Raw genomic sequence first — 12,665 nt, forward strand, 5'->3', positions numbered from 1 at the left:
CATCTGGACATGGTACAGGCGGCGCATCTGCTGCAACGCCGCATGGGCGATCTTTCGGGCGGCGAGCAGCGGCGGGTGCTGCTGGCCTCGGCGCTGGCCCGGCGGCCCCAGCTGCTTTTGCTGGATGAACCGGCGGCGGGCGTGGACGCCAGCGGCGAGCGCCTGTTCTGGAAGGTGCTGAACACCGCCCGGCAGGAACAGGGCTTCACGCAGATCATGGTCAGCCACAATCTGTCGCTCACGGCCCATTATGCCGATCAGGTGCTTTGCCTGAATGGGAGCCTGATGCGGGCGGGCGCGCCTCATGCGGCCCTGACCGCCCCGACCCTGCGCGCCCTGTTCGGCGTGCCCATCCATCTGTATCCCGAACAATGCGAAGAGCCTGACGAGACCTGCGCCCAGTGCGGAGCGCACTGCCACAGCGCGGAGGCCCCCGCCTGCCCGTCCCCGGACGCCGCGCCTCCATCCTCTCCCACGAGGTAGCCCTATGCTGGAAAGCCTTTCCGCCCTGCTCCCCGACCTCAAGCCGGTGGCGGACGCCCTCGGCCTGCTGCCGCTGGACTGCCTGCATCCCGTGTTCATGCGGCAGGCCCTGCTGGCCGTCCTGCTGCTGGCCCCCATGACCGCCGCCCTCGGCGTCAGCGTCATCACCTTCCGCATGGCCTTCTTTTCCGACGCCATCGGGCACTCCGCCTTTGCCGGGGTGGCGCTCGGCCTGTTGTTCTCTCTTGATCCGCTCTTTACCATGCCCGCCTTCGGGGTGCTGGTCGGCCTGTGCATCATGGCCGTGCGGCGCGGCAGCCTGCTCTCGGCGGACACCTCCATCGGCATCGTCTTTTCCGCCGTGGTGGCCTTCGGTCTGGCCGTGGTCAGCCGGACGCCGGGCATGGGACGCAATATGGCCCAGTTCCTTTACGGCGACATCCTCACCGTCACCACCGCCGAACTGGGGTTCCTGGCCCTGCTGGCTCTGGTTCTGCTGCTCTTCGTCCTCATCGGCTCCAATCGTCTGCTGCTGATCGCCCTGCATCCCGTCATGGCCAGAGCGCAGGGGGTGCGGGTCGCCCTCTGGCAGTACGCCTTTGCGGCCCTGCTGTCCCTGGTGGTCATGATGGCCGTGCGCGCCGTGGGGGTCCTGCTGGTGACGGCCCTGCTCATCGTCCCCGCCGCCACCGCCCGCCACCTTGCCCGCACCGCGGGCGGCATGTTCTGGTGGGCGCAGGCCGTGGCCCTGTCCAGCGGCGTCGCCGGGCTGCTCCTTTCCGCGCAAAGCTGGTTCGGCGCCGCCAGCGGCGCCACCATCATCCTCGTCGCCTGCGCCTTCTTCCTGCTCAGCACCCTCTGGGCGCGACGGCAGGGACATCGCCGCGGCTGACGGCCTCCGGTCGGCTCTTGTCTCGTCCCGCTCCCGCATGGCCCGCATGGATTGACCTTCCGCCCGCCCGGTCGTACCCTGAACAGGAACGACCACAGGCCCGGAGGCCACATGTCCATCAAGAAAAAATTGCTGCTTGCGGGCATCTTCCTCTTGCTGCTCGGCATCGGTCTGTCCTGCTGCCATACCGCTCTGCGCCATCTGGAACAGAAGGAACGCCAGCATTGTTACGGCATCGCCCAGTCCCAGCTCGGCTATCTGACGCGACAGGTGGAGAACATCTTCAATACCACGCGCCTGCTGGCCGAGCGCTGCGTCCTGCCCGACGGGGGCGTGACGGATTTTGACGAGAGCGCCCGCGGCGTCATGGTGCTCCGGGAGATACGCGCTCTGCAGCTGGCTCCCGACGGCCGCATCGTCTACAGCTATCCGCCGCTGCCGGAAGTGACGCCGCTGGATCTTTTCAGCGACCCCGCCCAGAGAGCCGACGCCATGCGCAGCCGGGACTCCGGTCAACCGGGCATTTACGGCCCCTATGCCCTGCGGCAGGGCGGCACGGCCCTGCTCTGCCGTCTGCCCGTGTATCGCGGCGCGCGCGGTGATGCCTTCTGGGGCTTCGCCATAGCCGTCATCGAGATGGACAATCTCCTGGCCAATCTTGCTCCCACCTTCAGCAACAAGTCCCAACTCCGCTTCGCCCTGTTCCGGCGCGACGGCGAACATGGCGAGCCTGTGCGCATCGCAGGCTGTCCGTACGACCAGCTTGACGACCCGCTGGAGATCAGCAGCATCCTGCCCAACGGGCAATGGTCGCTGGCCATCGAACCGCGCAACGGCTGGATCCCGCCGTGGTATGCGTTCAGTCTTTACAGTCTGGCCGTACTCCTGAGCATCCTGCTCTGTTCCCTGATCATCTGGCTGTTCAAGCACATCCCCCAGCTTGCCGCCCTCGCGGACATGGACTGCCACGACCCCCTCACCCATTGTCTGAACAAGGAAAGCCTTCAGGAAGACATCACGAGCTGGACCGCCTCGCGGGAAAGGTTCTGCCTCGTCAGCATGGGGCTGACCAACTTCAGCGTCCTTTGTGAGGAATTCGGCTACGATGCCGGGGAACGCCTGCTGCAGGCCGTCGTCCAGCGCATACGCTCGCTGCTGCCGCGCTCCGCCCGCCTCTACCGGACGGACTGCGCCATCTTCGGCCTGCTCGTGGAACGGGAGACCACCGGCCCGCTGCTCAAGGCCCTGAACCTGCAGTTGAGCGACCCGCTCCAGATCGGCCCCCGCCAGATGCGCTGCCACTTCGCCCTCGGCATAGCCCAATTCCCGTTGGACGGACGCGCCCCGGACACCCTCCTCGGCAAGGCCGAAGAGCGCCGCGAACGCGATACCCGGGAACAGCGCATCGACTAGGGCCTGTCAACACTATTCGTTGCCTGTTTGGGGGGAAGGGAAACCCCTCCGCCAGCGCGGGAGCGGGTTTCCCTTCCCCCCAAGCCCCCCATCCCTTCCCCAGCGCGCTTTTACCGGGGAAGAGTCAGAGACACGAGGCACTCTCGTCCAAAAGGCAAGCGGCGTGTATACAGCTTGTTTTGTTTATCTATTGAAATTATTTGTAAAATTTTCATTGACAGGCCCTGGGACCTGTCAACACTATTCGCTGTCTGTTTTGGGGGAAGGGACCCCCCTCGCTCTGCTGTCGATGCCCGTAAGGCTCCTGCGTCGCCCAACGGGCACGGCCCTGCGGGCCGCCTTCCGGTCGCGTTCTGCTGTCGATACCCGTGAGGCTCCTGCGTCGCCCAACGGGCACGGCCTGCGGCCGCCATTCGGTCGCTCCCTTCCCCCCAAGCCCCCCATCCCTTCCCCAGCGCGCTTTTACCGGGGAAAGAGGCAGAGACACGAGGCACTCTCGTCCAAAAAGCAAGCGGCGTGTATACAACCTGCTTTACTTATCTATTGAAATTGTTTGTAAAATTTGTGTTGACAGGCCCTGAGACCTGCCCGCCCCACGCACATGGGGCGAGCCTGACCGTCAGGAATGTCGGGAGGGATCGTTCGTGCGACGCATCGTTGCGGCAAACGTGAGGATGCCGTTCGCAACGAGGCTTGCGAGGCTCATGACCCACAGACCGGAAAAGCCGTAGCGCAGCAGAGGGATGAGGAGCAGCAAGGCCACGTCTTCGAGCGTCGATGGAGGTGAGGCCGCAAGGGAAGCCCACTCTTCATACAGGAACAGCAGGGGGGATGCCGCAAGGGGAAGCCACAGGCAGCAGAAAAACCTCCCGTGCGCTTCGGCACGATACAGGATGCCGAGGCAGACAAGAAAGCAAACGGCGCCGGCCACCATATCGTGGACGTTATTCCCCGCGGGATAAAGGAACATCACGTCAAGGAAGCCGCAGGTAAGCTTGTACACGAAGAAGGCGACGACGCCGACAAGCAGGGAGAGGAGCGGACGCCGCTTCGCCCCTGCCCTCGTCTGATGCGGGGACGGCTGGGAGGCCCGTCCGTCGGCTCCGGGCCGGGGCGCATGTCCCTCCTCTCCACGCCTCCCCGCGCTACAGGCTGGCCCGCTGGGCAAGGAAGTTCTCGAAGTCGATGAAGGGCATGGGACGGGCGATGTAGTAGCCTTGCCCGTAGGTACAGCCTATGCCCGCGAGGAAACGGAGCTGATCCAGCGTCTCGATGCCTTCGCAGAGCACCTTGAGCCCCAGCTTGCCGCCGAGGTGGACGAGGGATTCCAGCATGGCCGGGCTGGACTTGTCGGAGAGGAATTCCTTGTCCAGCTTGAGCACGTCCACGGGGAAGAGCTGCAGGGCCGTCAGCGAGGAGTAGCCCTTGCCGAAATCGTCCAGAGCCACCTTTATCCCCCAGGCCTTGAGCCGTTGCAGGTTGGACACCACGAGTTCCTCGTTGAAGCCCGCGAGGGATTCCGTCACTTCCACTTCCACGAGATCGTGGGGGATGTTGTGGCGTTCCAGCACGCTGATGAACTGCTCGCAGTAGGTATCGGTCAGGAAGAGGGCGCGGGACTGGTTCACGCCGATGGGCACCACGCGCCGTCCTTCGTCCAGCCGCTGCCGCAGCCAGCGGCATACGCGGTCGAGCACATAGATATCCAGTTCCCGAATGAAGCCGTTCTTTTCAAAGAGCGGGATGAATTCGTCGGGATAGATCTTGCTGCCGTCCGGCGGCATCCAGCGTACGAGGGCCTCGCCGCCGCTGACGTTGCCGGAGGCGAGCTGTATCTGCGGCTGGACGTGCACCACGAATTCCCCCGCGCCGAGCGCCGCCTGCATACGGTTCTCCAGGGCGGCCATGCGCAGGACGATGGCGTCCATCTCGGTATCATAGAAGGCGTAGGAGGATTTGTAGGTATTTTCACCGATGCTGGTCTGTGCGGTCTCGGCGGCCACCACGAAAGGCGCGACCTTGCCCTCGAAATTCTGGATGCGGGCGATGCCGCAACTCAGCACCAGGGCATGTCCCAGCTCGCCGCCGAGGGCCGCTCCGGCGTGGAAGAAGGTCGTGAGCCGCGCCTCCACGGTGCTGTCCTCGACGCAGTGCCAGAGGCAGAGGAAGCGCCCGCCGCCCGAATGGGCCACCAGTTCCCGCCCGGAAGTCAGGTTCTGGAGCTCGGCATAGCAGCGACGGATGGTCCAGTCCCCGCTGCCGTAGCCGCAGGAACGATTGATCTGCACGAGCTTGCGGATATTGACGCTCACCACCACATAGCCTTCGGCCCCGCCCAGCAGCAGTTCGTCGCTCTCCAGCAGGAAGCGGGCGCGGTTGATGCCGCCGGTGACGGAATCGGTATAGGCGACCTTCTCCAGCGCGTGCAGATGCTTACGGTTGGCCTTGCCCCTGCTCCAGAACAGCAGCCCGCCCAGCAGGATGCCGCCGGTGACGATCCAGAGGATGTTGCGGTGGACGACGCCTATGAGCATCTCCCGTATGGTCTGCGGCACATGATCCATGACCAGCGTCTCCACCTGCCCGCCGGAGAGGGCCAGGATGTTCTTGTCGAAGATGGAGATGGCGTAGGGCGAGACATGCGGCCCGAAGCCGTAGGCCATGGGATAGAACGCCTGGGTGATGGTGAAGGTATGCCGCCGCGGGAGGGCGCTCGAGGCGAACGTGCCGGGATAGGCGGTAAGATGGGCCTCCGCTTCTCCCCTGCTGACGGCCTCGCAGCATTCTTCCGGTGTGGAGTAGAGCACGAAACGGTCGGACGGATAGGTCTGCAGGTAGGTCTCCTGCACGCTCAGGAATTCCGGGGTGGTGGCGATGCGCAGCCCGCTCCCCGGCCGGGCATTGTTGGCGACGGCGAGCGAGATGGGCGCATTGTAGAAAGGCTGGCCCACGAAGATGCCGAAACGCCGCGCGAAGTCGGCCGAAGGCGGCACGTTGCTGACGAGATCGGCCTCTCCCCTGCGGAGCATGGCAAGGCTCTCCTCGTAGTTGTCCGCCGGGACCAGCTCCAGCCGGATGCCCGCGCGCCGGGCCAGTTCCAGCGAGAGCCGCTGCAGGAAGGGACCACGGCGGGGGTCCGTGCGTTCCAGCTCCCGGCTGTAGGCCATGCGCAGCATGGGTTTGTCGGCCAGCCATTCCTCCTCCCCGCGGGAGAGGGTGATGGCGACATTGCTGCCCACGTTGAGGAAGCTGTCGAACAGGGCGGAGAAGAAACGGGGGCTTGTGATCTGCATCTGCCGGATGGCTTCGTCGATGCGGGGCATGAACACGGCGTCCCCCTTGCGGGAGACGAAATAGAACGGTTCGATGGCGAAGGTGCCGGCCACCTTGGTCTGCTCCCCGGAGAGGCAGCCGTCCACATAGCCGTCCACGCTGCCGTCCTGTACGGCGCGCAGCATATGCAGGCTCTCGTCGAACTCCACGATGCTGAAGTCGAAGCCGAACTGACGGCCCATGCGGCGGAAGATGTCCTGCTCATAGGCGCCGCTGAAGAAACCCAGCCGCATCCCGTTGAAATCCTTGAAGTCCATGTAATGGACGTTGCTTTGCCGGGGGACGTGCAGGGTGGTGATCTCGAATCCGGCCTGCAGCTTGGAGAAGGTCATCTGCCGGGCGCGTTCAGGGGTGTAGGAGATGCCGCAGGAGATGTCGATCTCCCCGTTGTCGAGCTTTTCCGCCAGTTCCTCGAAAGGGATGGGTATCCACTCGTAACGCCAGCCCGTGTAGCGGGAGATGGCCTCCAGCAGGGCCGGGGCATAGCCGCACACCTTGCCGCCCTCGCCCTTGAACACGGCGTGCTGATCGAACCAGCCCACGCGCACCACGCGCTGGGCGGCATAGTCCTTGCGCAGGTTCTCCGGCAGGAAGTAATGCAGTGGGGCGGCGGAGGCGTCATTGCGCAGGGACTCGGCATGACTGGTCTCCCACAGGCAGACCAGACCCAGGATACCTACAAGCACGCCGCATCGCCAGAACAACCGCAGCATCTCCCCTTCTCCTCATCGTTTCGGACAAGCTGAACATCTTGCTTTGCCTCGAATCTACGAGGTCACACGGGACAAGGCAAGAAAAATCGCATCCGCCCGGCAAAACAGACGATACCCCCGGCAAAACGGGCGAGCGCCGCCGAATGCATTGCCTATCCGCCGCGCAAACGGTATCATGACGCGGCCAAAGTCATAAAAAATCCCCCGCAGCCATAAAGGACGCGCGCTTGCGGGCGATAAAGCGTATAGTTATCGAACGTGCCTTTGCGAGGCATCGTGCGGCAGCACCCCCGGCTGTCATTGTTGTGAACTGGAGGATTCCATGCGTTGGGTTGACATTTCCGTCGGCAAAAAGCTGTATGCCACATTCTGCACATTCATTCTCTTCTTCCTCATTACGATGGGAGCCATGCTGTTCTATCTCGACATCGTCAACAAGGATGCCGAGATCCTCAGCCAGCCCTCCAAGGACGGCGCCCTGCTGGCGGCGGAAGTCGCTCATCTGCAGTGGGCCATGAATGTGCAGAACTTCGTGCTGCAGCAGGGCAAGATCCCCCTGAGCGTGCCCACTGACGGCCGTCAGTGCGACTTCGGGAAGTGGTTCTACGGTCCGCAGCGTCAGGAGCTGGAAAAGGAAGTTCCCGATATGCGCGCCATCTTCGCCAAGGTGGAGGACATACACACCAAGCTCCACGCCTCGGCCCACACCATCAAGGAACACATGGACGCCGGGCGGCATGACGAGGCGCGCGCCTCCCTGCAGAACATGACCCTGCCCCTGCTCAGCGACGTGCAGAAGCTCCTCTCCCAGTCCCGCAACCTGCTGACCGACTCCAAGGACGACCTGCTGCAGCATCTGGCCGCCAGCGTCAACAACGCCCTGAGCCTGTCCTTCTTCGCCGCCGTCGTCTACATCATCTTCGCCCTCACCATCTCCGTGCTGCTGGTGCGCAACATCTGCAAGCCGCTCACCCGCATCACCAACGTGGCCGACAAGGCCGCCCGCGGCATCTTCGAGCCTTCGGCCATCGACCGCGGCGACGAGATCGGCCGCCTTGCCAACGCCTTCGACACCACCTCGGCCATCATCAAGGAAAAGCTCGGGGTCAGCGAAGGCCTCATGCGCGGCATGACCTCGCCGCTCGCCATCTGCGACACGCACGGCAAGATCACCTTCATCAACCAGCTCATGCTCGATCTCTGGGGCCGCGACGGCCACCCCGAGGACTACCTCGGCCTCTCCGTCAGCCAGTTCTTCTACAATGACGAGTCCCGCAAGACCATCTGCGAAGACGTGCTGCACACCGGCAAGCCCGTGCTCGGCTACGCGCGTACCTTCACCAACATGCGCCAGCAGACCAAGCACATCGTCATGGACCTCTCGCCGCTGCTCAATCTCGACGGGACGCTCGTGGGCGTCTTCACCCTGCATAACGACCTGACCGAGATGTACGAACAGCGCAAGCGTATCGCGCAGCTCAACGACCGCATCTACATGTCCGCCAGCCACGCGCAGGAGATCTCCACCACCCAGACCGAAGCCTTCCAGCAGCTCTTCCAGCAGCTGGAGAACACCGGCAGGGTCGCCACCGAGCAGGAACAGGAAGCCGTCTCCGCCGCCGAGAGTATGCACGTCATGGCCGAATCCATGCGCGAAGCGGCCCTCAAGACCAGCTTCAGCATGGAAAAGTCCCAGACCGCCCAGAAGGAAGCGCAGGAAGGCTATGAGGTGGTGCGCCGCACCATCGCCTGCATCACCCGCGTGGACGAACAGGCCTCCAAGGTCGCTGAGAGCATGGCCTCGCTCGATACGCAGGCCAAGGACATCGGCAACGTGCTCGAACTCATCAAGGACGTGGCCGACCAGACCAACCTGCTGGCCCTCAATGCCGCCATCGAAGCCGCCCGCGCGGGCGAGGCCGGCAAGGGCTTCGCCGTGGTGGCCGACGAAGTGCGCAAGCTGGCCGAAAAGACCATGCACGCCACGGACGAGGTGGCCGGCTCCATCATGGGCATCCAGAACAGCGTCCGTGAAAGCTCCAAGGCCACCAAGGAATGCGTCACCCTCACCCGTCAGGCCACCGAACTGGCCGACAATTCCGGCGAACGCCTGAGCAACATCCAGAACGTCATCGGAGAGGCGGTCAACGACATCGCCGCCGTGGCCCAGGTCACCACCGATCAGGCCCACGCCAGCGAGGACGTGCTCCGCAAGATGGAGAACTTCTCCGAACAGGCCAAGATCTCCACGCAGAACATGCATGAGTCCTCCAGCCATGCCCAGGAACTGCGCAAGCTCTCCGACGACCTGCGGCACATGATCGACGCCATGCGCAGCGAACGCCGCGGCGACGAACGCTTCGAGATCACCGAAGTGCATACCGTGCGCGTCTCCAACATGGCGGGCGTGCCCTTCTTCGCCACCATCCTCGACGCCAGCATCTCCGGCTTCCGTCTGCGTTTCGACACGCCGCCGAGCCTGCGCGAACAGGACGAAGTCAAGATGGACAGCGCCGACGGGCCTTTCGCCCGCATCCTGCACGAGACGCCCGCCAGCATCATCTGGGTGGACGGCAACCTGGCCGGTGTGCACATGGCCCACAACATCAACGAGAGCATCCTGCGCGTGGTGGTGGACGAAGCCAATCACCGCGGCTAGGACGCTCTGTCCCAGCGCAAGGAAGGACGCCCTTCGGGGCGTCCTTTTTTGTTTTCTTCCGCTTTTTTACCTGATGGCGCGGCCTCCCGCCCCCTTCTCTCCTCCGTACGCCATTTTCAGCTTGCCAGTCTCCCCGTTCTGCCTTATGAAGCCTGAACGCCTTTTCGATGTCATGAGTCGGAAAGGGCGACTCCGTGGAGGAAAGGCAGCATGACGGCCACCATGCAGGCACTTATTTTCAAGGATACCGGCGAGCTCCGGCTGGAGGCCCGCCCCCTGCCCCAGCTGCGGGAACCGACGGACGCGCTGGTGCGGGTCCGCCTTTCCAGCATCTGTACCAGCGATCTGCACATCCGCAACGGGGCCGTGCCGCGCGCCCGGCCCGGCGTCGTGCTGGGGCACGAGTTCGTGGGCGAAGTGGTGGAGACCGGCAGTGAGGTCCGCCGCGTCCGGCCCGGCCAGCGGGTCGCCGTCAACGTGGAGACCTTTTGCGGCCGGTGTTTTTTCTGTCGTCAGGGCTTCGTCAACAATTGCGAACACGGCGGCTGGGAGCTGGGTTGCCGCATCGACGGCTGCCAGACGGAATATGTGCGCGTCCCCTTTGCCGACAACGGCCTTGACGTGCTGCCGGACAGCGTGGACGACCTCTCGGCCCTGCTGGTGGGCGATGTGCTGGCCAGCGGCTATTTCGGCGCGGAACTGGCCGCCATCCGGCCCGGCGATACCGTGCTCGTGATCGGCGCGGGACCGGTGGGCATCTGCGCCATGCTCTGCGCCCGCCTCTTCGGCCCGGCCCGCATCATCGCCGTGGACAAGCTGGACGACCGGCTTGCCCTTGCCCGACGCATGGGCGCGGCGGACGACCTCATCACCGTGCCGGAGGGCGCGGACATGGAAGCCGTTGCCGCCCAGGTGCGCGACCTGACGCGCGGGCGCGGCGCGGATGCGGTCATCGAGTGCGCCGGTTCCGACGCCACCTTTGGACTGGCCTGGCGGGCCGCGCGCCCCAACGCCTGCGTGGCGCTGGTGGCCCTGTACGAAAGCCCGCAGACGCTGCCCCTGCCCCTGATGTACGGCAAGAACCTCATTTTCAAGACCGGCGGCGTGGATGCCGTCCACAGCGCCCGTCTCATACGGCTCATCGAGGAGGGCCGCCTCGATACGCGCCCGCTGATCACGCATACTTTCCCGCTGCGGGACATCCTCACAGCGTATGACGTCTTTGCCCGGCGGCAGGACGGGTGCGTCAAGTGCGCCATCCTGCCCGATGCCGCGGCCGCATCCCCATCCACCTCCAACCCCCGGTTCACGAGATGACGCATCCATCCCCTTCGATTTCTCCCGTCAGCGACGCGGCAAAACTGCTCCTGCTGCGCGACATCGCTGAGATCATGCGCGCACCCGGCAATGTGCGCGATGCGCTGGAAACAGTGCTCGAACGTATCCGCCAGACACTGCCCGTGCTGCGCGGCAGCGTGACCCTCATATCCCCCGCCACGGGGGAGATACGCATCGAGGCCTCATGCGGCCTCAAGGAGTCGGAACGCCTGCGCGGCCGCTACGCGCGCGGCGAAGGCGTGACCGGCCGCGTCATACAGACCGGGCAGGCCATGTGCGTGCCGGATGTCTCCGAAGAGCCCCTTTTCCTGAACCGCACCGGTTCGCGCGACCTGCAGAACGAGGCCATCTCCTTCCTCTGCGTCCCCATCCGCCTTGCCGGTCAGTCCGTGGGCGCGCTCTCCGTGGACAGGCTGCAGGCCGACAGCCCGACCCTGCAGGAGGAGATGGACCTGCTGCACATCGTCACCGCCCTGCTCGGCCATGCGGCCTTTGAAGGGCAGCGCTTCATGGACGATGCGGGCGTCAAGGCCTCCACCCTGGCGGACATGTTCCATACCAGCTCGCCGGTCATGCGGCATGTGCTGGAACAGATGAAGCACGTCGCCCACGCCGGGACGACCGTTTTCCTCCAGGGCGAATCCGGCAGCGGCAAGGAAGTGGCCGCCCGCGCCATCCACGCGGCCAGCCCGCGCGCGGACGGGCCGTTCATCTCCTTCAACTGCGCCGCCCTGCCGGAGAACCTCGTCGAGAGCGAGATGTTCGGCCACGAGCGCGGCGCGTTCACCGGGGCCAATGCCCTGCGCAAGGGCCGCTTCGAGCTGGCCGACGGCGGTACCCTCTTCCTGGACGAGGTGGGCGAACTGAGCCTGCCGGTACAGGCCAAGCTCCTGCGCGTCCTCCAGGAACGCAGCTTCGAGCGCCTCGGCGGGACGCAGACCCTGCATGTGGACGTGCGCATCATCGCCGCCACCAACCGGGATCTGGAAGCTATGGTGGAGGAAGGGACCTTCCGCCGCGACCTCTTCTATCGCCTCAATGTCTTCCCCATCCGCCTGCCCGCCCTGCGCGAGCGCAAGGACGACATCCTGCCGCTGGCCGGCCGCTTCGCCCAGCGCTTCGCGCGAGCCAACGGCCGCGAGGAAGCACGCCTTTCGCTGGCTGTCATGGACATGCTCCAGCGCTACGACTGGCCGGGCAACGTCCGCGAACTGGAAAACGTCATGGAGCGTGCCGTCCTGCTCATGGAACGGGAGGACATCATCCTCCCGCAGCATCTGCCCCTCTCCCTGCACAGCGAATACCGCGCCGCGCAGGCGGAATCGCCGGAACACTGCTGCGTGCTGCCCGCCCACCCCGCCACCCTGCCGCAGCGAGTGGCCGAACTGGAACGCTCCTGCATCGTGGAAGCGCTCGCCGCCAGCGGCGGCCACATGGGCAAGGCGGCGCAGGCGCTCGGCCTCACCGAACGCATCATGGGCCTGCGTATGCGCAAATATAACCTGCGCTACCAGACCTTCCGCTCCAAGACCGTCGGCCTGCTGACCGGCAAGAGCAAAGCCTGATCCCCCGCCCCGTCCCTGTGACGGAGCCTTTTCCACCGCACATCAGCGCCGGCGTCAGTCGGCGCTTTTTTTGTCCCTCACGTCAGGGCCTGCACATACCAGTCATTGCGTATTTGGGGGGAAGGGGGACCCCTCGCTCTGCCGTCGATGCCCGTAAGGCTCCTGCGTCGCCAGCGGGCACGGCCTGCGGTCGCATCTTTTTTTGCGCCGCCTCTCTCCCAGCCGCATTCCGGCAGCGTCTACGCGCGCGCGGAGACAAAGGAACCGCA

At 64.9% G+C, this 12,665-nt stretch carries 8 protein-coding genes; 6 read left to right on the plus strand and 2 right to left on the minus strand.

Features of this window, described 5'->3' with window-relative positions; genetic code table 11:
- The 3 genes from Q0K00_RS09475 to Q0K00_RS09485 form a co-directional block, all read left to right on the plus strand.
- Nucleotides 1–483, plus strand: a 483-nt coding sequence (locus Q0K00_RS09475) for an ATP-binding cassette domain-containing protein (RefSeq protein ID WP_297228912.1), incomplete at its 5' end; no start/stop codon positions are given.
- 4 nt (nucleotides 484–487) lie between these two features.
- Nucleotides 488–1,375, plus strand: coding sequence for a metal ABC transporter permease (locus Q0K00_RS09480; protein WP_297228914.1), 888 nt, complete (start codon nucleotides 488–490; stop codon nucleotides 1,373–1,375).
- 111 nt (nucleotides 1,376–1,486) lie between these two features.
- Nucleotides 1,487–2,788, plus strand: a complete 1,302-nt coding sequence (locus Q0K00_RS09485) for a CHASE domain-containing protein (RefSeq protein ID WP_297228916.1) — start codon at nucleotides 1,487–1,489, stop codon at nucleotides 2,786–2,788.
- 619 nt (nucleotides 2,789–3,407) lie between these two features.
- Here the strand turns inward: Q0K00_RS09485 and Q0K00_RS09490 are convergent.
- Nucleotides 3,408–3,791 (minus strand): hypothetical protein, encoded by a 384-nt coding sequence (locus Q0K00_RS09490; RefSeq protein WP_297228918.1) that lies wholly within the window; start codon nucleotides 3,789–3,791, stop codon nucleotides 3,408–3,410.
- 142 nt (nucleotides 3,792–3,933) lie between these two features.
- Nucleotides 3,934–6,834 carry an EAL domain-containing protein gene (locus Q0K00_RS09495; protein ID WP_297228920.1) on the minus strand — a complete coding sequence of 967 codons (2,901 nt, stop codon included), beginning with the start codon at nucleotides 6,832–6,834 and terminating at the stop codon, nucleotides 3,934–3,936.
- A gap of 409 nt (nucleotides 6,835–7,243) precedes the next feature.
- Between Q0K00_RS09495 and Q0K00_RS09500 the strand changes: the two genes are divergently transcribed.
- From Q0K00_RS09500 to Q0K00_RS09510, 3 genes are all read left to right on the plus strand, one after another.
- On the plus strand, nucleotides 7,244–9,493 hold the full coding sequence (locus Q0K00_RS09500; RefSeq protein ID WP_297228922.1) for a methyl-accepting chemotaxis protein: 2,250 nt from the start codon (nucleotides 7,244–7,246) through the stop codon (nucleotides 9,491–9,493).
- Between the two features lie 210 nt (nucleotides 9,494–9,703).
- The gene (locus Q0K00_RS09505; RefSeq protein WP_297228924.1) at nucleotides 9,704–10,810 is read left to right on the plus strand and encodes an alcohol dehydrogenase; all 1,107 of its coding nucleotides are present in this window, start codon (nucleotides 9,704–9,706) and stop codon (nucleotides 10,808–10,810) included.
- Complete coding sequence (locus tag Q0K00_RS09510; RefSeq protein ID WP_297228927.1) at nucleotides 10,807–12,396, plus strand: sigma 54-interacting transcriptional regulator; 1,590 nt, start codon at nucleotides 10,807–10,809, stop codon at nucleotides 12,394–12,396. The genes Q0K00_RS09505 and Q0K00_RS09510 overlap by 4 nt, the downstream gene beginning before the upstream one ends.
- Nucleotides 12,397–12,665 lie beyond the last annotated feature (269 nt).

Source organism: uncultured Desulfovibrio sp. (assembly GCF_944327235.1).
GTDB lineage: Bacteria > Desulfobacterota > Desulfovibrionia > Desulfovibrionales > Desulfovibrionaceae > Desulfovibrio.